This window comes from Rhodococcus sp. IEGM 1408 (assembly GCF_033142235.1).
Classification (GTDB): Bacteria; Actinomycetota; Actinomycetes; order Mycobacteriales; family Mycobacteriaceae; genus Dietzia.
Genome location: NZ_JAWLRW010000005.1, coordinates 184,516 through 205,621 on the forward strand (window position 1 = coordinate 184,516; position 21,106 = coordinate 205,621).

Here is a 21,106-nt window from a genome sequence, read left to right on the forward strand (position 1 = left end):
TCACATCAACACTTGTTCATCTTGGACATCTGTGCAGATACAGCTGTACGGCCCGCGCAGGGTGAGTGCGCGGGCCGTACAGGGGGTCGAACGGTTATGAAGGCCGCCTCATATGTGGCGACCGAACGGGTCTTGTGCCCCTACTTCATGAAGCCCTTGGCGAGGGCCGCGGCGAAGTCCTCGCCGGTGAAGAAGGCGATGCCCGAGAAGATGTCGCCGAAGGCTCCGGCGAAGTCGCTGAGTGCGCCGAGAGCGGTGCCAACGGGGTCAAGGGCGGCAAGGGAACCAAGCATGTTTTTTCTCCTATGTGCTGCGAACCCGCGGGACGCGGGTGTCGGTGTGTTTTGCGGACGTCAGTAACGGGGACCGGCAGTAGCGACGCGTCACCAGATCAGGAAGGGCCAAAGCCCCTGGGGACCGGACCTCCGACGGACCGGGATCAACGGGGCCTGTCAGGTGGTCACTCCCCAGCGGTGGCGCTTCCCAACAGAGTCGTACCGAACCCCTCGGGCCCTGCGGAGCCGACGAAGGTACTGAATCCGCCGAGGAGGTCGGAGACTGCGGAGAAGAGGTCGGACAGGACGGCGAAGTCAGGCATGAGTCACTCCATTCATGTTCGCGGACGACTCTCGTCTGCGACTGGCACCTTCCGGCGCCTGAACCGAATAGTAAGAACCCTTCACGTCTGCGGCAATGGCAGATATCAAACCGTAACCGCAGGTCTCTCAGCGTTTACAGCCCACGGCTTAGGTAAACGTCGGGTAACGCGCGCGACCGCGTCCCGGACAAGCAATGTGGGCGGGATGTGTGAACAGCCCCAACACGCGCCAGGCGCCCCAGAGAGGCCATCAAGACCGTACAAACGACTGTGGCCCGCACCGGAGATCCGGTGCGGGCCACAGTCGTGGGGAACGGGTCCGGACGCGAACGTCTGGACCAACCGTTCAGCTAACTCAGAACCCCATTCCACCCATTTCGTCTCCACCCGGCATGGCCGAGCCGGCAGGCTCGGGCTTGTCGGCGACGACGGCCTCGGTGGTCAGGAAGAGCGCCGCGATCGAGGCAGCGTTCTGCAGAGCCGAACGCGTCACCTTGACCGGGTCATTGATCCCGGCAACCAGGAGGTCCTCGTACTCGCCGGTGGCCGCGTTGAGGCCCTCGGCGCCCGGGAGGTTCCGAACCTTCTCCGCAACGACGCCCGGCTCGAGGCCGGCGTTGAAGGCGATCTGCTTGAGCGGGGCGCTCAGCGCGAACTTGACGATCTTCGCGCCGGTGGCCTCTTCGCCCTCCAGGGAGAGCGCGTCGATAGCGGCCTCGGACTTGACCAGGGCGACGCCGCCGCCGGCGACGATGCCCTCTTCGACGGCCGCCTTGGCGTTACGGACGGCGTCCTCGATGCGGTGCTTGCGCTCCTTGAGCTCGACCTCGGTGGCCGCGCCCGCCTTGATGACGGCGACGCCGCCGGCGAGCTTGGCCAGCCGCTCCTGGAGCTTCTCGCGGTCGTAGTCCGAGTCAGAGTTCTCGATCTCGGCGCGGATCTGGTTGACCCGTCCCTCGATCTGACCCTGGTCGCCCGCACCCTCGACGATGGTGGTCTCGTCCTTGGTCACGACGACCTTGCGGGCCTTGCCCAGCATGGAGATGTCGGCGGTCTCGAGCGAGAGGCCGACCTCCTCGGAGATGACCTGGCCACCGGTGAGGATCGCGATGTCCTGCAGCATGGCCTTGCGGCGGTCACCGAAGCCCGGCGCCTTGACGGCGACGGACTTGAAGGTGCCACGGATCTTGTTGACCACGAGCGTCGACAGGGCCTCGCCCTCGACGTCCTCGGCCAGGATCAGCAGGGACTTGCCCTCGCCGATGACCTTCTCCAGCAGGGGGAGCAGGTCCTTGACGGTGGAGACCTTGCCGGAGACCAGGAGGACGTACGGATCCTCCATGACCGCCTCCTGGCGCTCCGGATCCGTCATGAAGTACTGCGAGATGTAGCCCTTGTCGAAGCGCATGCCCTCGGTGAGCTCGAGGTCCAGACCGAAGGTCTGCGACTCCTCGACCGTGATCACGCCCTCCTTGCCGACCTTGTCCATGGCCTGGGCGATGAGCTCGCCGATGGCCGGGTCGCCGGCGGAGATGCCCGCGGTAGCAGCGATCTGCTCCTTGGTCTCGATCTCCGTGGCGGAGGCGATCAGGTGCGCGGTGACGGCCTCGACGGCCTTCTCGATTCCGCGCTTGATGCCCATCGGGTTGGCGCCAGCGGCCACGTTGCGCAGACCCTCGCGCACGAGCGCCTGGGCTAGAACGGTGGCGGTGGTGGTGCCGTCGCCTGCGACGTCGTCAGTCTTCTTGGCGACCTCCTTGACGAGCTCGGCACCGATCTTCTCGTACGGGTCCTCGAGCTCGATCTCCTTGGCGATGGAGACACCGTCGTTGGTGATCGTGGGGGCGCCCCACTTCTTCTCCAGCACGACGTTGCGGCCCTTGGGGCCGAGGGTGACCTTGACGGCATCGGCGAGCTGGTTGAGACCGCTCTCCAAGCCACGTCGGGCCTCTTCGTCGAACGCGATCATCTTTGCCATTGGGTGAATCATCCTCCGGGTATGGGGTGACACGTATGTGGTCGGCGTCGGCGCCCGCGACGGACGGTGCAGACCGTGTCAGATCCGCGCCTCACCTTGCGACCTCAGTTCAGGTATTGCTGGCACTCAGGGTAGCCGAGTGCCAACCGCTTTTCTAGCACTCGCCCCCCACGAGTGCAAAGGGTGCGGCTCGTGTTCGCGACAGGCGAACGACCGGCGGTGCGTCGTATCTATCCCCTAGCATCGAGACGCCAGTACGCATTCACCGTCGGAAGGCCCCCATGACCACCGAGTCCGCTCCCATCAGCGCCATCGAGAGTTCGATCGAGATCGACGCCCCGCCCGCCAGGGTCTGGGAGGTCGTCTCCGAGGTCCGCAACGCCCCGCAGTGGAGCAGTCAGGCCGTCAAGGTCATCGCCCTGGGTGGCCGCACGAGTGCCGGGACACGCGCCATCAACATCAACAGGCGTGGTCCGCTGTTCTGGCCCACCACGAGCCGCGTCGTCGAGTTCGAGCCGGGCCGCCGGTTCGCCAACCGCATCGCGGAGAACACCACCGTCTGGGCGTTCGAGCTCGAGCCCACCTCGAGCGGCGGCACCCGCCTGACCCAGCGCCGCGAGGTCCCCCACGGCCTGACCCTCCTTTCCCGCTTCCTCACCGACAGGGCGTTCGGCGGCCAGAAGAACTTCTCCCGGGAACTCGACCAGGGCGTCTCGACCTCGCTCCAGCGCATCAAGGCGCTCGCCGAGCGGGGCTGATCGACGTGATCGGGGGGCGCGTCAGCGCGGCGACCCACGCCGGGCTCGCGGCGCTCCTCGCGGGCTCGCTGACGGCGGCGTTGACCGGCTGTTCCCCGGGGTCCGGGGGCCCGCCGGAGCAGGCCGAGCGCGAGGCACCCGGCCCGAGCCTCGCCGCCGGCCCGCCGCCCGGAGACTGGCAGGACGTCCTCAGCCGGACCGGACTCGTCTACTCCGTTCCTCCGGAATGGGAGGTCGGGGACCCCTTCGGCTCCATTCCGGACGACCCGAACGGATCCGGAGGCGACGACGGTGGCGCCGGCGGCGACGGCGAGGACTCGGGTTCCGACTGGGGATCGGGATTCGTGACCACGGCCAACGCGATCGCCGACCGCGGGTACTGCGAGTCCAGCAGCCAGTCGTTCCGGACACTGTCCGGAATCAGCACGGTGCTTCCCGGAGAGGCCCGCGAGCAGGCCGAGTCGGCCTCCCGGGCGATGGCGGATTCGATCGATCGCCGCTTCACCCGCAACGGGGCGGACGTACCGGTCCCGGAGCCGCGCAGCATCGGAGTGTCGGGGGCTTCTGCCTGGTACGTCTCACTCCGGGGGACGGTGCGGCCGCCCCGCGACACCTGCACTCCCCCGACCATCCGCTTCGACACGATCGCGGTCTCCACCCTGGCGGCCGATGGTTCGCCGGCCTCGATCGTGTTCGTGCTGATGGCTGACGAGGACGAACCCGGCGTCCAGCCCGAGGCCACCATCGACGCCGTGGTGGCGTCGCTGCGCTACAACAACTCGGTCTGACCCGGCACCTCGCCCGGGTGGCGTGTCAGGCCGCAGTGGCGCCGGTTCCCACAGCGTCACCCAGCCCGGGGTCAGCGCCCACATCGCGGCCCTGCACTGGGCCGTCCCCGACCGCCGCACCTTCGACCGCGCTACCGACCGCTCTACCGACTCCGCCCAGCAGCCCGGCCCACTCCCCCGAGCCTCGCGCCCAGGCCCAACCGGCGTCGGCGGCGGCGGTCTTCCCGTCCGCATCCAGCTCCTGGGCGTACAGCGGCACCTCGGGCCCGTCGGCGACACCGACCCTCAACGCCTCGGCGGTCAGCTCGAACCGGAACCAGCGGTCGTCGTCGACACCGAGCTCGAGCCGGTCGCCGACCACCTCGAGTTTGCCCACGAGTTGGCGGAGCAACTCGTGGGTGACCCAGGGCAGCGTGCCGTGCGGCCGGCCCCGGACCCCGTGGTCACAGATGTCCGAGCCGGCCATGGTGGGCCGGCGGTGGACGTCGATGTCGATGCGCTCGCGCGGGTCGGCCACCAGCCCCTGCGCCGGCGAACTGACCAGGAGTTGGCGCGGGGCCGCGTACCGCATGACCGCGTTGACCACGAGCGGCCGGGTGATGACCTCTGGGTGGATGACCACCCCGACGCCCTCGATCTCCGGGCGGCGTGCGAGTGCGCCGGTCTCGCCGATGGCCTCGGCGGAGGGGAAGCGCTCACTGACCTCGTCTCGCAGGGCCAGGAGATCGGCCCGGAGGTGCTCGGGGAGGTCGTCGAGATGGGCCGCGTCCCGAAAGTCCGGATCAGAAGGAGTGACGACAATCACAAAGCTCATGTCGGCCACAATACTTCATTCCCGGTTCATCTTCCGTTCATCTACGCATCGTGTCGGAGGACTCCCCTACCCTGACCTCATGGCCGACACGTCACCGTTCACAGCTCCGTTCGCCGCCCCGCACCCGGACCTGGCGCCGCTCGCCGCCGCGGTGACCGCCCAGCTCGACCGCGCCCGCACCGACCTGGCCGGCCTGGTCGCCCTGCCCTCGGTCCACGGCGCCGAGCCCGAGGCGTGCGCACAGGCCTGCGAGCTGGTGCGCACGCTGCTGTCCGAGCTCCCCGTCCCCGGTCTCGGCCCGGAGACCGTCGAGGTCGTGAAGACCTCGGACGGCTCGCACGCGGTGTTCGCCCACCGGCCCGCCGCCCCCGGTCGGCCGACCGTGCTGCTCTACAGCCACTACGACGTCCAGCCCTCCGGCGATCCCACCGAGTGGACCGCCTCGCCGTGGGACCTGACCGAGCGCGACGGCCGCTGGTACGGCCGCGGCGCCGCCGACTGCAAGGGCAACCTGGTCGTCCACCTCACCGCCCTGCGCGCCCTGGCCGCCCTGGTGGACTCCTCCGGAGCGGACCCGCTGAACGGACTGGGGATCAGATTGGTCGTCGAGGGCTCCGAGGAGACCGGCGGTGGGGGTCTGGACGATCTCGTGGCCTCCCGGCCCGACCTGGTGGCGGCGGACGCGATCCTCATCGCGGACTCCGGAAACGTCTCGGTGGGCGTGCCCACGCTCACGACCAGCCTGCGGGGGATCGCGAACCTCGTCGTCGTCGTGGACACCCTCTCCGCCGGGGTCCACTCCGGCCAGTTCGGAGGCGCGGCGCCGGACGCCCTGGCCGCGCTCATCGCGATCCTCGCCTCGCTCCGGGACCCCGAGACCGGCGCGACGACCGTCGACGGCCTGGATTTCACCGGAGTGTGGGCCGGACAGCCGTACCCGCCGGAGACGTTCCGCACGGACGCCGGGATCCTCGAGGGCGTGGAGCCCTCGTCCGCGGCCCCCGTGGCAGACCTGGTGTGGGCGCGCCCGGCCGTCACCGTGCTGGGCATCGACTGCCCGCCGGTCGAGGGTGCGATCGCGGCGGTCCAGCCGCGGGCCCGAGCGCTGGTCAACCTGCGGGTGCCGCCCGGGATGGACCCGGTCGCAGCGCAGGATCTGCTCGCGGCCCACCTCGACCGGCGCCGGCCCTGGAACGCGCGGGTGACGGTGGAGCGGGAGGCCGTCGGCTACCCGTTCAGCTCCGTCCCCGTCGGCCAGTCGGATCCGGTGCACGACCTGCTGTCGCAGTGCCTGGCCCAGGCGTACGGCGCAGCGGGGGTCGCCGAGGTGGGCTCCGGCGGGTCGATCCCGCTGTGCACGGCGCTGCGCGAGGCCCATCCGGAGGCGAGCATCGCGCTCTTCGGCGTCGAGGACCCCGCCGCCGCCATCCACTCCCCGGACGAGAGCGTGGACCCGCGGGAGATCGAGCGCATCGCGCTGGCCGAGGCGGCGTTCCTGCAGCGCTACCGCTGACGGCCCCGACCTCCCCGGTTGGTGGGGCTTGACCGGCGGTAACAGCGTGACGGAGAGGTGCGATAGGGACTTCAGTGGTGGCTGGGCAGGGTCGGTCGCCGGAACCAGGAGCCGTCATGATCGTTAATCCAGTTCCTCCAGCTCCCCGGACGCGCCGCCCGAGCCGTCTGCGCCGCGCGAGCCGCGCGAGCAGGGCCGTGCTGGGCGTCGCGACCGCCGCCGCCCTGGCCGTGGGCCTGACCCCCGCTTCTGCCCAGGCCCAGGGACTGCCGGCCTCGATCAGCCCCGAACAGATCAGCAATGGCGCCCTCGGGGCGATCTCGCCCGAGAGCTTGAGCCAACTGCTCTACTTCGGCAACCTGCCCGGCTCCTCGGGCTCGTCGATGATGGGCCTGGCCAACCGGTTCGGCTTCTCCCCCAACATGTTCGCCGGCTCCGCGCCGCCCGCACCACAGCCCAACCCCAACATCACCGTGACCAAGGTGGTGGGCAAGAAGATCGACGGCCGCTACGAGCAGTGGCTCATCGACTCGGCCGACATGAAGCGCGGGATCACCGTCGAGGTGTACCGGGCCACCCGGCCCGACGCCCCGTTCCTCTACCTCCTCGACGGGGTCGGCTCCGAACTGCCCAGCGGCTTCATGCAGTGGGGTGCCGCCGAGCAGTTCGCGGACCAGAACGTCAACCTCATCATCCCGACCGGTGGCCAGGGGTCCATGTGGGCCGACTGGAACGCGCAGGACCCGGTGCTGGGGATCAGCAAGTGGGAGTCGTTCATCACCCGGGACCTGCCCCGGTTGGTCGAGCCGCAGGTCAGCACCAGCACCAAACGCGGGGTCGGCGGGATCTCGATGGGCGCGGGCGCCGCACTCACCCTCGCCACCCGCCACCCGGAGCTCTACCGGGCCGTGTTCGGGGTCTCGGGGTGCTACTCCACCGACACGCTCGGCCAGATCCTCACCCGCTACACCGTGGAGAGCCGCGGAGCCACCCTCACCAACATGTGGGGCGAGCCCGGCAACGCGCAGTGGGCCTCCCACGACGCCATGATCAACGCCGAGAAGTTGCGCGGCAAGGCCATCTATCTCTCGTCCGGCACCGGCGTGGCCAACCCCGGCGACTGGGCGGAATACAACAACGACGCCGCCAACTTCGTGGCCGGAATGGCGCTCGAGCAGGCCACGGGCCAGTGCACCCGGGCCGCGGATCGGCGCCTGCGCGAGCTGAACATCCCGGCGCGGGTCGACCACCTGCCCACCGGCATGCACAACTGGTCGTACTACTCCCAGCAGATCCCGGTGGCCTGGAACGCGGTGCGCGCAGCGCTCCAGTAGGGGGATCGGCGATACGCTCGCACGCGTGAACCCCCGCCCAGACCTGGCCCTGACCCTCCGACTGTCGGCGTCCGCTTCCGACTCCCGCAGGGGGATCGTCCGCGCGCATCCCGAGGTGATCCTGGCGCTGGGGATGCGCGAATGGGACGCGATCGAGATCGTGGGCGCTCGTACCACCGCCGCGGTGGTCGCGGCGGCCGGGCCGGGTGCGCCCAGCGGCGTGCTGGTGGTGGACGAGGTGATCGCCGCCAACTGCGGCCTGGGCGAGGACGCGCGGGTGACCGTCCGGGCCGCGCAGGTCACGGGCGCGCACTCCATCGAGGTCCAGGGCCTGCCCCCGGCGGGCCGCGGGGTGGCCGAGCGGGTGCTGCGGTCCGCGCTGCTGGGCAAGGTGGTGCGCGTGGGTGACTCCGTGACGCTCCTGCCCCGCGACCTCGGCCCCGATTTCCCCACCGCCGACACCTCCCGCACCCTGCGCAACACCATCGGCATGCAGTGGAGCACCGAGTTGCTCACCGTCACCGCGACCGTTCCCGACGGAGTCGTGTCGGTCCAGCCGACCACCGCGGTGGTCACCACGGGCGGCGGGGCCTCCGGTCCGACGGCGGGCGCGGGGCCGGGCGCGGTCGCGGGCATCGGTCCGGGCGCGGTCGCGGGCGTCGGTCCGGGTGCGAGTGCGGGCGTCGGTCCGGGCGCGGGGGGACCAAACCCGGGGGCGACGACGACGAGCTCCGCCGCCCCGAGCGGTGAGGCCGCCATCACCGCCGTCGCCCGCGAGGACCTGGTGGGGGTGCGCGACCAGGCCGAGGTCCTCGAGCAGTGGCTGTCCCTCGCGCTGGACCGGTCCGAGCTGCTGCGCACCCTGGGCGCCTCCCCACACCTCGGGGTGCTGGTGGCGGGGCCGCCCGGGGTCGGCAAGGCCACGTTGGTGCGGTCTGTCGCCGACGGCCGCTGGCTCGAGGTGGTCGACGGCCCGTCCGTCGGCGCCCTGGATCCGGCCGGCCGACTCGAAGCGGTGCGCACTGCCGCCGAACGGGCCCGCGAGAACGGCGGGATCCTGCTGGTCACCGACGTGGACGCACTGCTGCCCGCGCAGCCCGAACCGGTGTCGACGCTGGTGCTCGACCGGCTGCGGTCCGTGGTCGCCCACCCCGGCTCGGTGCTGATGGCCACGTGCGTACGTCCCGAGAACGCCGACGCCCGGCTCCGCGAACCCGACGTGTGCGACCGCGTCCTGGACCTGCCGCTGCCCGATGCCGGCGATCGGGCCGCCCTGCTCGAGGTGCTCCTGCGGGACGTGCCGACCGGGGAGCTGGACCTGCCCGCGGTGAGCGAGCGCACGCCCGGTTACGTGGCCGGGGACCTGCGGGCCCTGGCCCGGGAGGCGGCGATGCGAGCGGCCGGCCGCGCCGCCGGTGACGACGCCTCCGCGATCCGGATCGAACAGGACGACCTCGTGGGCGCGATCAGCGTGATCCGGCCGCTGTCCCGGTCGGGCACCGAAGAGCTGAGCCTGGGTTCGATCACCCTCGACGACGTCGGCGACATGGTGGAGGTGCGGCAGGCCCTCACCGAGACGGTGCTGTGGCCGCTCCAGCACCGTGAGTCCTTCGAACGCCTGGGAGTGCAACCGCCGCGTGGGATCCTGCTCTACGGCCCCCCGGGATGCGGGAAGACCTTTGTCGTGCGGGCACTGGCGGCCAGCGGACGCCTGACCGTCCACATGGTCAAGGGCGCCGAGCTCATGGACAAGTGGGTCGGCTCGTCGGAGAAGGCGGTGCGGGACCTGTTCCGCAAGGCGCGGGACTCGGCGCCGTCGCTGGTGTTCCTGGACGAGATCGACGCCCTGGCCCCGCGTCGCGGTCAGACCGGGGACTCCGGGGTGGGCGACCGCGTGGTGGCGGCGCTGCTCACCGAACTGGACGGCGCCGAGCCGCTCGGGGACGTGGTGATTCTGGGCGCGACCAACCGTCCCGAGCTCATCGACCCGGCGCTGCTGCGGCCCGGGCGGCTCGAGAAACTGGTCTTTGTCCCCCCGCCGGACGCCGAGGCGCGGGCGGACATCCTCCGTGCCGCGGGCCGGAACGTCCCGCTCGCCGAGGACGTGGACCTGGCCGAGCTCGCCGGGGACCTGGACGGCTACTCGGCAGCCGACTGCGCGGCCCTGCTCCGGGAATCCGCGCTGACCGCGATGCGCCGTGACATCAACGCGGCCGAGGTCACGGCCGACGACGTGGACCGCGCCCGGGAGAATGTCCGCCCCTCGCTCGATCCCGACCAGGTGGAGAGCCTGCGCCTGTACGCCGAACGCCGGGAGGTGTGAGTCGGATCCGGCTTGCCGGAGTGCGCGCCGGGCGGCTAGAGTCTCCGGCCATGCGGAAGATTCTCGTAGTAACCGGACGTAACGGGGCCTGACAGACCGGCATCCCCGTTGCGTGGTTGCTCTTCTGAAGTCGGTCCCCCACCGACGTCAGAGACGAGCACACCATGAACACCACCGCAACCCCCACGCATTCCGCCACCGCGACAGCCACCTGCCCGTTCGGCGAGCGCTTCGGCAGACGCCTGCCCCGTGGGTTCGCCGATGAAGCCGCAGGGCTGGACTGGCGCACACTGGTCGACACCTACGCGCCCTCCACCGACCATTTCCACCTGGCCGACCTCTCCCGGCGCCCGCTGGGCCGCGGGATCACCGCGTACGAGGCGATCCTGGCCACCCGCGGCGCCAGCGACGAGCCGGGCGGTTTCACCGCCCACCGCCTCACCACCGAATCCTGCGGCGACCTCACCGCCATGTCGGAGATGCTGGGCCGGATCGGCGCCCGCGTGGAGATCGAGCGATTCCACCAGTACGAGGGCCACCGCTTCGAGGGCCACCGCTTCGAGGGCAGCGGGTACGGAGGCACCGGGTTCGGGGGCACCGAGTCCTGGTGCACGATCCTGCGCGCCACCTGCGGACGTCGGGAGACCTGGGCACTGGGTTTCGGCGAGAGCTCCGCGGAAGCCGCCATCGCCGCGCTCCTGAGCGCGGCGACCCTGCTCCACCTGCGCTGAGAACGGCCGACGGGGCGGCTTCTGTAAAGTGATCCCCGAACCCTGACTCCGGTCGACCACCGGTACCCCGCCCCCAACCGGCGGGTATCCCAGCATGTCGTCGTCGGAGACGACGCTACGGAAGGAGCCGCCGGTGCTCGCGATCCTCGCGGCTCACGCCGTAGCCACCCTGATCGCGATCCCGCTGGTTCTCCGACTCGGCCGACGGGCCTTCCTCCTCCTGGCGCTGGTGCCCGCCGCCGGCGCGGTGTGGGTGGCCGCCAATCTCGGCGGTATCCCCACCGAGACGGTCCCGTGGGCCCCCGGGATCCAGTTGACCGTCGATCTACGGATGGACGCGCTCTCCGCGCTGATGGCGCTCATCGCCCTCGGGATCGGTGCGCTTGTGCTGGTCTACTGCACCTGGTACTTCGACGACTCCGAACCGCGCCTCCACCTGTTCGCGGCCGAACTCGTGGCCTTTGCCGGGGTGATGTTCGGGCTGGTCGTGGCCGACAACATGATCCTGTTCTACATCTTCTGGGAGATCACCTCCGTCCTGAGCTTCCTGCTGGTCGGCCACTACGCGGAGCGGGCCACCGCCCGACGCGCGGCCACCCAGGCCCTGCTGGTGACCACCCTCGGCGGCCTGGCCATGCTCGTCGGGATGGTCATCCTCGGTCAGTCCGCGGGGTCGTACCTGATCAGTGACATCGTGGCCTCCCCGCCGTCGGGCACCCTCATCCACTGGGCGCTGGTCCTGGTGATCATCGGCGCGGCCAGCAAGTCCGCCATCGCCCCACTGCACTTCTGGCTCCCGGGCGCCATGACGGCCCCCACCCCGGTGAGCGCCTACCTGCACTCCGCGGCCATGGTCAAGGCCGGCATCTTCCTCATCGCCGCCATGACCCCCGGACTCTCGGGGTCGTCGACCTGGCAGCTACCGCTGATCATCCTGGGCCTGGTCTCCCTGCTGATGGCGGGCTGGCGGGCGCTGCGCGAGACCGACCTCAAACTGGTCCTGGCGTTCGGCACCGTCAGCCAGCTGGGATTCCTACTGGTGTTGGTGGGCATCGGGTCGCGCGACACGATGCTCGCCGGGCTCACCATGCTCCTGGCGCACTCCCTGTTCAAGTCGGCGCTCTTCATGGCGGTCGGCGTGATCGACAAGACCACCGGCACGCGGGAGATCCGGGAGTTGTCGGGGCTGGGACGGACGCGGCCCGCCCTCGCGGTGGTCTTCACCCTGGCCGCCGCCTCCATGGCCGGGCTCCCGCCGTTCCTCGGTTTCGTGGGCAAGGAGGGCGCGTTCGCCACGGTCCTGTCCGAGGAGCGACTGCACGGCATGCCGTCGTTGGTCATCACCGCGGGACTGGTCGCCGGGTCCGTCCTCACGTTCTCCTACACCGCGCGCCTGGTCATGGGTGCGTTCCGCGCCAAGAAGGTCTTCACCGACGGGATCAGCCCCGCCGTCGCGGCCTCCCGCGCCCCCGGCCCGTTCTTCCTCTCGGTGCCGGCCGTCCTCGCCGCCGCCGGCCTGGTACTGGGGCTGTGGTCGGCTCCGGTGGAGAACCTGATCACCCGCTATGTCGACGCCGCGTTCCCCGTGGGCAGCCCGTGGCGGGGGGCCGAGGAGTACCACCTGGGTCTGTGGCACGGTCTCGAGATCCCGCTCGCGCTCACCGTGGTGGTCTACGTCCTGGGCGCCATGCTCTACGTCGCGCAGCGGACCGTCGAGCGGATGCAGTTCGAGTCCCCCGCGCTCGGCAACGCCGACCGCATCTACGACTCCGTCCTGCGGTTCTTCGACACCCTCTCGCTGCACATCACCGCGCTCACCCAGCGCGGGTCGCTGCCGCTGACCCTCGGCATCATCCTGGTCACGCTCGTGGTGTTCCCGTTCGGCTCGCTCATGGCCGGAACCCGCGAGGGCCTGCGGATGGAACTGTCCGCCAATCCGGTCGTGCTGGTCGTCATGATCCCCATGACCCTCGCCGCGGTCGCGACCACCCTGCTGCGCAACCGTCTCGCCGCGGTCATCTGCATGTCCGTCACCGGCTACGGCGTGGCCGTGATCTTCGCCTTCCACGGCGCCCCGGACCTCGCGCTCACCCAGGTGCTGGTCGAGACCCTCATGATGGTCACCTTCGTGCTGGTCCTGCGCACCATGCCGGCCGAGGTCCCGCTGTCCAACGGGTTCCGTCGCATGCGGGCCTGGCTCGGGATCGGCGTCGGTCTGCTCGTCGTGGTGGTGGGCGCCTACGCCATCAACGCGCGCGAGCACCCGGCCGTGTCCGCCGTCTTCCCGGACATCGCCTACCGGCTCGGCAACGGCGCCAACTCCGTCAACGTCACCCTGGTCGACATCCGCGCGTGGGACACCCTCGGCGAGATCACCGTCCTGCTGGTCGCGGCGACCGGCGTGGCCAGCCTGGTGTTCCGTAACCGCCGCTATGGCTCCGGGCCGCGCCTGGCCGACGTCGGCAAGACCCGTTCCGGTCGCCGCGGTGTCGAGGCGGCCCGCGTCGTCATCGACGCTCCCGGCGCGACCCCCGGCCGCTGGCTGGTCGGGGCGTCCGTCCGCGACCCCCGCGCCCGCTCGCTCGTCCTCGAGGTCACCACCAGGCTCATCTTCCCCACCATGATGATCCTCAGCCTGTTCTTCTTCTTCGCCGGCCACAACAACCCCGGCGGCGGGTTCGCCGGCGGCCTGGTCGCGGGTCTGGCCCTGGTACTGCGCTACCTCGCCGGCGGCCGCTACGAGCTCGGCGAGGCGATCCCCGTCGACGCCGGCCGGATCCTCGGCGTCGGCCTGCTCCTTGCCGCCGGCACGGCGACGGCCTCCATGTTCTTCGGGGCCCCCGCCCTGTCCACTGCCACCTTCCAGGGCACGCTCCCCGTGTTCGGCGAGGTCAAGCTGGTCACGGCGCTGTTCTTCGACGCGGGTGTGTACCTCATCGTCGTCGGGCTCGTCCTGGACATCCTGCGCAGCCTCGGTGCCCGTCTCGACCTGGACGCCGAGGACCTCAAGGAGCTCCGCGCCATCTACGTCGACGCCACCAACCTGCCGTCCACCGCCGCGCTGCGCAGCGTCCCGGGTGTCGACGCCACCGGCGCCCGGTCCGACCTGCTCGCCCACCGCGCCGCCCGCCTCGAGGCCGCGGAGAACCAGGGCGCCAGTCCCGGGGGGATGCCATGACCGCCGACTTCTCACTTCTGCTGCTCGCCGGGATCCTCTGTGCGGCCGGCGTCTACCTGCTGCTCGAGCGCGCGATCATCAAGATCCTGCTGGGCATCATGATCTTCTCCAACGGCGTCAACCTGCTCATCCTGGCGGCGGGGGGTCCGCCCGCGAATCCGCCCATCCGGGGCCGCGGTTGGGGCGACAACACCGTCGACTCCGACCCGTTGTCCCAGGCGATGATCCTCACCGCGATCGTCATCACCGCGGGCGTCGGAGCGTTCATCCTCGCGCTGGCCTACCGCTCGTACCAGTTCACCACCGTGGACGAGGTCGCCGACGACGCCGAGGACACCAAGATCGCCAAGCGCTCGCCCACCGACGCCTGGTCCGCACCCGACCGGGACCTGTCCGACGACCAGACCACCGGAGAACCCACCGAACTGGGTGACCACGTCGACTACGACGACGAGGACCTGGAGGAGGCGGAAGCCGAGGCCCAGGCCGAAGCCCGCGCAGAAGCCGACGCCCGCGCGGCGGCCGATGCCCGGTCTCGCGCGTGGCGCGAGAAGCGCCCCAAGGACAGCAGAGAGGAGTGGGAACTGTGATCTCCCCCGAGCTGTTCGGCTACCTGATCCCGTCGGTCTTCCTGGCCCCGTTGCTCGCCGCGGCCCTGTGTCTGGTGGCCTCGCGCCAGCCGCGCGTGCAGAACTTCATCACCATCGTCACCCTCACCGGGGTGCTGGTCATCTCGGGCATCCTCCTGGTGCTCACCGACCGACACGGCATGCACACCGTGCAGGTGGGCGGCTGGGACGCCCCCGTGGGCATCACGTTGGTGGCGGACCGGCTCAGCGCGCTGATGCTCTGCGTCTCGGCCGTCGTGCTGCTGACCGTGATCATCTACGCCGTCGGACAGGGCGTCCGTGACGGCGACGGCGACCAGCCCACCTCGATCTTCCTGCCCACCTACCTCGCCCTGGGTGCGGGCCTGAACGCGGCGTTCATCGCCGGCGACCTGTTCAACCTGTTCGTGGGTTTCGAGATCCTCCTGGCGGCCTCGTACGTGCTGCTCACGCTGGGCGCCAGCCAGGAACGTGTCCGCGCGGGTGTCTCCTACACCGTCGTGTCGATGGTGTCCTCGATGGTGTTCCTGCTGGGCATCGCGCTGACCTATTCGGCCGCCGGCACGCTCAACCTGGCCCAGCTCGCCACCCGGATGTCGGAGGTCCCGGACGGGCTCCGCACCACGATCTTCGCCGTGTTCCTGGTGGCGTTCGGCATCAAGGCCGCCGTCTTCCCGCTCTCCACCTGGCTGCCGGACTCCTACCCGACCGCGCCCGCCCCCGTCACCGCCGTGTTCGCCGGCCTGCTGACCAAGGTCGGCGTCTACGCGATCATCCGGTTCCACACCCTCGTGTTCCCCGGCGGCTCCATGGACGACGTCCTGCTGGTGGCCGGGCTCTTCACGATGGTCGTCGGCATCCTCGGTGCGATCGCCCAATCGGACATCAAACGAATACTGTCCTTCACGCTCGTCAGCCACATCGGCTACATGATCTTCGGCATCGCGCTGTCCACCGAGGCCGGGTTGAGCGCGGCGATCTACTACGTCGGCCACCACATCGTCGTCCAGACCACCCTGTTCCTGGTGGTCGGTCTGATCGAACGGCAGGCCGGGTCGTCCTCCCTGCGCCGCCTGGGTTCGCTCGCCGTGTCCAGTCCGGTCCTCGCCGTCGTCTTCCTCATCCCCGCCCTCAACCTCGGCGGTATCCCGCCGTTCTCGGGCTTCATCGGCAAACTCGCGGTGGTCCAGGCCGGGGCCGAGATCGGCGGACCGCTCAACTGGGCGCTCGTGGCCGGTGCGATGGTCACCAGCCTGCTCACCCTCTACGTGGTGGTCCGCGTGTGGTCCAAGGCGTTCTGGCGGCCCCGCGCGGACGCACCCGAGGGGGCGTTCGCGCTGGCCAAGCCCCTCTCGCTGTTGCCCTCGGACGAGTACGTGGAGTTCGACGAGCGGGAAGAGGTGGGCAAGATGCCGCTGAGCATGCTCGCCCCCACCATGGCACTCATCGTGGTGTCCTTGCTCATGACCGTGTTCGCCGGCCCGCTGCTCGGGGTCACCGACCGGGCCGCCGCGAGCCTGCGGGAGCGCAGCGAGTACCTCGACACCGTCCCCGCGGACCCCACGCCCGAGCGCTACGTCGACTCCGTGACGGGGGTGCGCTGACATGGCCCGCAAAGTCCGACTGGATCCACGGGTGCTCGGTTCCCGCATGTTCATGCTGCTGTGGCTGACGTTCACCTGGGTGCTGCTGTGGGGCTCGATCGAGATCGGCACCATCGCCGCCGGCCTGCTTGTGGCCCTCGCGGTGATGGCGCTCCTCCCACTACCCCGCGTACCCGTCGAGGGACTGCTCCGACCCGTGTCCACCGTGTGGCTGGTGATCGTGGTGTCCTACTACCTCGTCCGCTCGTCGTTCGCCGTGGCCTGGCTGTCCGTCCGCCCCTCCCCGCCGCCCCGATCGGCAGTACTCCGGGCGCCGATGCGGCTGAAGTCTGATTTCACCCTCGCCCTGGCGGTCAACACGCTCAACCTCATGCCGGGCGGCATCGTCGTCCGGGTCGACCCGGTGGCCCGCTACGTGTACATCCACGTCCTGGACGCCGGGTCCGACGAGGCCATCGAGAACTTCCGTCGGCAGACCGCACACGTGGAGCAGCTGTACCTGCGCGCGTTCGAGCGGCCCGAGGACTGGAAGCCCAGCCCCGAGCACTTCACCGTCCCCGCCGACAGCGGCCCCGCCACCGATAAGGAGGGGATCCGGTGAGCCTGACCATCCTGCTGTGGAGCGCCGCGGTCATCGCGTTGACGCTCGCGCTGTTCGCCACCATGATCCGACTGATCGGCGGACCCGACACCCTCGACCGCTTGATCTCCCTGGACATGCTCGCCGCCATCGCGCAGTGCGGCATCGGCGTCTACATCGCCTGGACCAAGGACACCACGCCCGCGGCCGCGCTCGTGGCGCTGGCGCTGGTCGCCTTCCTCGGCTCGGTGTCGGTGGCCCGGTTCCGCGTCAACGACACCACCGGGGTGCCCGAGGAGTCCATCACATGACCGACGACATCCGAGAGATCGTCTCCGCGCTGTTCGTGCTCGCCGGGGCGCTGCTGACCCTGTCCAGCGCCATCGGCCTGGTCCGCTTCCGTGACACCCTCAGCCGCATGCACCCGGCCGCCAAGCCGCAGGTCCTCGGCCTGATCCTCGTCCTGTTCGGGACCTGCGTCCGGATCTTCCCCGACATCGACATGGGCATGCTCGTGCTGGCCGGGATCGTGGCCGTGTGTACCGCGCCCGTGATCGCCAACCGGGTGGGCAACCTGGCCTACCGCGAGGACGTCGAGGACGGCACCATCACTCACGAGGCGCCGGTGCTCGAGAAGTTCCAGGCCAGCGAAGCCAACCGCAAGCGCCGCCGCTGACGCAGAAGAGCCCCGCCTCCTCGCAGGGGGCGGGGCTCGTCTGTACGTCGCGGCGTCTACTGCCCGGGATAGGGCGAGCGCCGACGGCGCTACCGGGAGATCAGGGAGCGGTCGGCGCGGCGGGATCGGCCTGGCCCACGGCCGGCTGCTCCTCGCCCGCGAGCGGCGCGGTGCCGGCCTCGCCGGGCGCGCCCTGGACGACGGTCGTGGTCTCGACGACGGTGGTGGTCTCCCCACCGCTCGAGTGCTCCGCCTCCGAGGTGCTCGCCTCGGCTTCTTCGGAGTACGTGGGCAGCGTGTACGGCGCGTTCGGGTCGGCCGGCTCCTCGTTGGGCGGGCTGCAAGCGGTCACGGCCAACGCGAGGGCGAGTGCGGGAGCCGCGACCAGGAGGCGGCGGGCTGTCTGACGCGGGGCCATGGGGCTCCTTCGATCTCGGGAAGCTGCAAGTCGCTGTGCGCACGGGTCCCGCCGGGCGGGGTGCACCGGCTCATCATATCGTCAGACGTCAGCGGTCCAGGTCCTGGGTGACGATCACGATGACACCGGGGGTCTCCACCGCCATGTTCGCAGGCCGGGGTTTGACGGGGATCCCCAACTGCGCGGCAATAGCCTCGGCGGCCTGCTGTTCGCCGGGCCCGGAGCCGAAGTACGCGGTCGATTCGGAAACCACGCCCTGGTTGGACGGCAGGTTGGCCACGTCCCCCACGGCGAAGCCGGACTCCCGGAGGGTTTCGCCGGTGCGACCCGCGAGACCGGTGACGTTGCTGTTGTTGAAGATCTGCACGGGCACCGCGGTCACGGCCGGCCCGGGGGCGGGCTGACCGGCGGAAGGCTGTTGACCGCTTCCCGGCTGCTGCTGCTCGGGCAGGCCGGGGAGTCCCTCGCCGGGCGCACCCTGGCCGTCCTGGCCCGCAGCGGTCCCGCCGGGCTGAGCCGGCTCGCCCTGCGGGCCGGGCTCGACGGCCTGACCCGGCTGCTCGCCCTGCTCTGACTGCGTGGTGGTCTCCTCCACCGCGGCGGGCGTCGAATCGTCACCGCCGCTGAAGAGCTGCGCGAGACCGATGCCGATCGCCACGACCACCGCAGCGAGCAGGACCATGGCGATCGCCCGGTACGGGGGCCCGGACGACTCGTCCACGTCGGGGCCGTCACCGGGCGCGTGCTGGTCGGCGGCGTCATGCTGCGAGGTTTCGGGCTGGGAGCTCACCCGGCTGAGTCTAGGTCAGTCGAGACGCATTCCCTGGTTGCGCGCCGCGCGTGCCTTCTGACGGCTTTTACGCATCCGGCGCAGCCGCTTGACGAGCAGCGGGTCCGCGGCCAGCGCCTCCGGGCGGTCCACGAGGTCGTTGAGGATCTGGAAGTAGCGGGTCCCCGACATGTCGAACTTCTGGCGGATCGCCTCCTCCTTGGAGCCGGCGAACTTCCACCACTGCCGCTCGAACTCGAGCATGGCCCGGTCCCTGTCGGACAGGACGGGGTCGGCGGCGTGCAGCTCGGTCAGGTTCTGCTCGGCCTCGACCTGCGCCTCGCGTGCCGCAGTGGATGTTCGACCCATGTGCGCGCCTCCTGTGTTCTCGGTGCCTGTGTTCTCGATGCGTGGGTTCTCGGTGCGTGGGTTCTCGGTGCGTGGGTTCTCGGTGCGTGGGCTCTCGGTGCGTGGTTCGGGGAATCACACCGGTGCGATTCCCCCGTAGTGAACCACACGAATCCGACACCGGGCCAGGTGCGCACTAGGATCGTCTGCCATGGCCGTTCTGCCCGTAGTCATCCTCGGTGACCCCGCCCTCCACGCCCCCACCGAGCCCGTCACCGAGTCCCCCGAGGAGCTGCGCGAGCTCATCCGGGACCTCTACGACACGATGGACGCCGCCAACGGCGTGGGTCTGGCCGCCAACCAGGTGGGCATCCGCAAGCGCATCTTCGTCTACGACTGCCCCGACCTGGACACCGAGGACGGCGAGGGGGTCTCCCGCGAGGACGTCGAGGCGCGCGGGGGCTGGCTCAACCGACGCGGCTGCGTGATCAACCCCGTCCTGGAGACCTCTGAGATCCCGGAGACCATGCCCGACCCGGACGACGACCTCGAGGGCTGCCTGTCCGTCCCCGGCGTCAACTTCCCGCGCGGCCGCGCCTGGTGGGCCCGCGTGACGGGCACCGACGAGAACGGCGAGCCCGTCTCCGTCGAGGGTTACGGACTGTTCGCCCGCTGCCTGCAGCACGAGGTGGGCCACCTGGACGGATTCCTCTACACCGATCACCTGATCGGGCGGAACCGCAAAGCCGCCAAGAAGCACATCCGCGACGCCGGTTGGGGCGTGCCCGGCCTGAGCTGGGACCCGTCCACCGACCCGGACCCGTTCGCCGACGAGGACGACCTGGACGACCTGGAAGGAACCGACGACGACGAGGCCGCCCCCTTCCATGGCTGAGCAGGACCGGGGTCTGTCCGATCGGTCCCGGTGGAACGCCGGCAGGCAGGTCGAGGTGGGGCAGCGCGTGGTGGTGCGTCGCCATCTGACTCCGGGTGAGGCGTCGCATCTCTACACCGATGTCATCGGTCACGTGGAGGCGCTCGAGCCGGACCTGGTCGTACGCCGGGAATCGGGCGAGGAGCTGCTGATCCCGGACGCCGACATCGCCGTGCTCAAGGTGCTCCCGCCCCGGCCGGTTCGGGCCCGCGATGTCCGGGCGCGCGAATTCGCCGGTGCGCTGGCGTGGCCGGGCGCGGAGTTCGAGGTGGTGGACGGCTGGTTCTGCCGGGCCGGGGACGACTGGTCCTACCGGGGGAACTCGGCCGTGCCCGTGCTGCCGTGGGCCAGCTGCCAGGACCTCGACCGCGTCCGCGACTGGTACGCGGCCCGCGGCCTGCCGCTGCGGCTGGTGGCCGTGGACAGGCTGGTCAATGCCGATCGCATGATGCTCGACGGCGCCCCGGTCGACCCGGTGCGGGTCCACGCAGATCGGGATCTGTTCCTGTGCACTGCCGACAGCCGTGAACTGCTGGCCTCCGTCGAAGCCGCGGTCCCCACCGAAGTCCGCCCGGCAGTGGTGTTGGCCGACTCCCCCGATGACGACTGGCTCGCGCTCTACCACGCCACCGCCGGCCTGGATCCCGACCGCGTCCGGCCCGCGATGCTGGCCACGGCGGGGCTGGGCAGTGTGGATTCAGGCAGTGCGGGATCAGGCAGTGCAGGATCCGGCAGTGCGGGATCCGGCAGTGCGGGATCCGGCAGTGGCGAACCGGGGGCCGGCGGGCACGTGGTGTTCGCGCGGGTCGAGGACGACGGCGAGCTGGCCGCGATCGCCCGGGGCGCCGTCACCGCCGGGCCCGACGGGGCACCCCGGATCGCGGTCTCCTGCGTGGAGACCGCCGACTCCCACCGCCGCCGCGGGCTCGCCGAGGTGGTCACCGGCGCGCTGGTCGAGTGGGGCCTGGGGCTGGGCGCCGAGGAGTGCCACCTCCACGTGTTCGCGGATAACACCGCCGGTCGCGGACTGTGGGCCAAGCTCGGGTTGGCCCCGCACCATTCGTTGCGCCACCTCGTCGTCGTCTAGCTCACGGCTCCGACGCCGTCGGCCGCACGGGAGGCACGGGAGGCACCGAGAGTTCACCACCGGCGTC

The 21,106-nt window shown here is 70.5% G+C and carries 21 protein-coding genes; 14 read left to right on the forward strand and 7 right to left on the reverse strand.

From position 1 onward, the window contains the following. Positions 1-140 precede the first annotated feature (140 nt). The 3 genes from R4P08_RS10140 to groL form a co-directional block, all read right to left on the reverse strand. On the reverse strand, positions 141-293 hold the full coding sequence (locus tag R4P08_RS10140) for a hypothetical protein (RefSeq protein ID WP_317813693.1): 153 nt from the start codon (positions 291-293) through the stop codon (positions 141-143). Between the two features lie 167 nt (positions 294-460). After that, a complete protein-coding gene (locus R4P08_RS10145) occupies positions 461-598 on the reverse strand; it encodes a hypothetical protein (RefSeq protein ID WP_317813694.1) in 138 nt (45 codons plus the stop codon). 355 nt (positions 599-953) lie between these two features. Continuing rightward, positions 954-2,576 (reverse strand): chaperonin GroEL, encoded by a 1,623-nt coding sequence (gene groL / locus R4P08_RS10150; protein WP_317813695.1) that lies wholly within the window; start codon positions 2,574-2,576, stop codon positions 954-956. Positions 2,577-2,857: 281 nt separating this feature from the next. Between groL and R4P08_RS10155 the strand changes: the two genes are divergently transcribed. Both R4P08_RS10155 and R4P08_RS10160 read left to right on the forward strand, forming a co-directional pair. Beyond that, on the forward strand, positions 2,858-3,334 hold the full coding sequence (locus R4P08_RS10155; protein WP_317813696.1) for an SRPBCC family protein: 477 nt from the start codon (positions 2,858-2,860) through the stop codon (positions 3,332-3,334). Positions 3,335-3,339: 5 nt separating this feature from the next. After that, on the forward strand, positions 3,340-4,122 hold the full coding sequence (locus R4P08_RS10160) for a hypothetical protein (RefSeq protein WP_317813697.1): 783 nt from the start codon (positions 3,340-3,342) through the stop codon (positions 4,120-4,122). Between the two features lie 25 nt (positions 4,123-4,147). Here the strand turns inward: R4P08_RS10160 and R4P08_RS10165 are convergent, their stop codons facing one another. Beyond that, positions 4,148-4,936 (reverse strand): hypothetical protein, encoded by a 789-nt coding sequence (locus R4P08_RS10165; RefSeq protein ID WP_317813699.1) that lies wholly within the window; start codon positions 4,934-4,936, stop codon positions 4,148-4,150. Positions 4,937-5,015: 79 nt separating this feature from the next. Between R4P08_RS10165 and R4P08_RS10170 the strand changes: the two genes are divergently transcribed. From R4P08_RS10170 to R4P08_RS10215, 10 genes are all read left to right on the forward strand, one after another. After that, the gene (locus R4P08_RS10170) at positions 5,016-6,449 is read left to right on the forward strand and encodes a M20/M25/M40 family metallo-hydrolase (protein ID WP_317813700.1); all 1,434 of its coding nucleotides are present in this window, start codon (positions 5,016-5,018) and stop codon (positions 6,447-6,449) included. Between the two features lie 116 nt (positions 6,450-6,565). Beyond that, a complete protein-coding gene (locus R4P08_RS10175; protein WP_317813701.1) occupies positions 6,566-7,783 on the forward strand; it encodes an alpha/beta hydrolase family protein in 1,218 nt (405 codons plus the stop codon). A 25-nt stretch (positions 7,784-7,808) separates the two neighbouring features. Then, entirely contained in the window at positions 7,809-10,106 is a 2,298-nt protein-coding gene (locus R4P08_RS10180) for an AAA family ATPase (protein ID WP_317813702.1), read from the forward strand. Between the two features lie 164 nt (positions 10,107-10,270). After that, positions 10,271-10,837, forward strand: coding sequence for a hypothetical protein (locus tag R4P08_RS10185; protein ID WP_317813703.1), 567 nt, complete (start codon positions 10,271-10,273; stop codon positions 10,835-10,837). A 133-nt stretch (positions 10,838-10,970) separates the two neighbouring features. Next, positions 10,971-14,015, forward strand: coding sequence for a Na+/H+ antiporter subunit A (locus R4P08_RS10190; RefSeq protein ID WP_317813704.1), 3,045 nt, complete (start codon positions 10,971-10,973; stop codon positions 14,013-14,015). Beyond that, a complete protein-coding gene (locus tag R4P08_RS10195) occupies positions 14,012-14,605 on the forward strand; it encodes a Na(+)/H(+) antiporter subunit C (protein ID WP_317813705.1) in 594 nt (197 codons plus the stop codon). Before R4P08_RS10190 ends, R4P08_RS10195 begins: the two co-directional genes overlap by 4 nt. Further along, on the forward strand, positions 14,602-16,227 hold the full coding sequence (locus R4P08_RS10200) for a Na+/H+ antiporter subunit D (protein ID WP_317813706.1): 1,626 nt from the start codon (positions 14,602-14,604) through the stop codon (positions 16,225-16,227). The genes R4P08_RS10195 and R4P08_RS10200 overlap by 4 nt, the downstream gene beginning before the upstream one ends. Position 16,228: 1 nt before the next feature. Continuing rightward, entirely contained in the window at positions 16,229-16,828 is a 600-nt protein-coding gene (locus R4P08_RS10205) for a Na+/H+ antiporter subunit E (RefSeq protein ID WP_317813707.1), read from the forward strand. Further along, entirely contained in the window at positions 16,825-17,118 is a 294-nt protein-coding gene (locus tag R4P08_RS10210) for a monovalent cation/H+ antiporter complex subunit F (RefSeq protein ID WP_317813708.1), read from the forward strand. Before R4P08_RS10205 ends, R4P08_RS10210 begins: the two co-directional genes overlap by 4 nt. Further along, positions 17,115-17,483 carry a cation:proton antiporter gene (locus tag R4P08_RS10215; protein WP_317813709.1) on the forward strand — a complete coding sequence of 123 codons (369 nt, stop codon included), beginning with the start codon at positions 17,115-17,117 and terminating at the stop codon, positions 17,481-17,483. The genes R4P08_RS10210 and R4P08_RS10215 overlap by 4 nt, the downstream gene beginning before the upstream one ends. A gap of 100 nt (positions 17,484-17,583) precedes the next feature. Here R4P08_RS10215 and R4P08_RS10220 read toward each other — a convergent pair whose 3' ends face one another. The 3 genes from R4P08_RS10220 to R4P08_RS10230 all read right to left on the reverse strand — a co-directional run bounded on the left by R4P08_RS10220 (position 17,584) and on the right by R4P08_RS10230 (position 19,039). Next, positions 17,584-17,901, reverse strand: a complete 318-nt coding sequence (locus R4P08_RS10220) for a hypothetical protein (RefSeq protein WP_317813710.1) — start codon at positions 17,899-17,901, stop codon at positions 17,584-17,586. A gap of 88 nt (positions 17,902-17,989) precedes the next feature. After that, on the reverse strand, positions 17,990-18,691 hold the full coding sequence (locus tag R4P08_RS10225; RefSeq protein ID WP_317813711.1) for a LytR C-terminal domain-containing protein: 702 nt from the start codon (positions 18,689-18,691) through the stop codon (positions 17,990-17,992). 15 nt (positions 18,692-18,706) lie between these two features. Next, positions 18,707-19,039, reverse strand: coding sequence for a DUF3263 domain-containing protein (locus R4P08_RS10230; protein ID WP_317813712.1), 333 nt, complete (start codon positions 19,037-19,039; stop codon positions 18,707-18,709). A gap of 190 nt (positions 19,040-19,229) precedes the next feature. On the opposite strand from R4P08_RS10230, the gene R4P08_RS10235 reads away from it, so the two are divergent. Both R4P08_RS10235 and R4P08_RS10240 read left to right on the forward strand, forming a co-directional pair. After that, on the forward strand, positions 19,230-19,913 hold the full coding sequence (locus R4P08_RS10235; protein ID WP_317813713.1) for a peptide deformylase: 684 nt from the start codon (positions 19,230-19,232) through the stop codon (positions 19,911-19,913). Then, positions 19,906-21,039 carry a GNAT family N-acetyltransferase gene (locus R4P08_RS10240; protein WP_317813714.1) on the forward strand — a complete coding sequence of 378 codons (1,134 nt, stop codon included), beginning with the start codon at positions 19,906-19,908 and terminating at the stop codon, positions 21,037-21,039. The genes R4P08_RS10235 and R4P08_RS10240 overlap by 8 nt, the downstream gene beginning before the upstream one ends. Positions 21,040-21,106 lie beyond the last annotated feature (67 nt).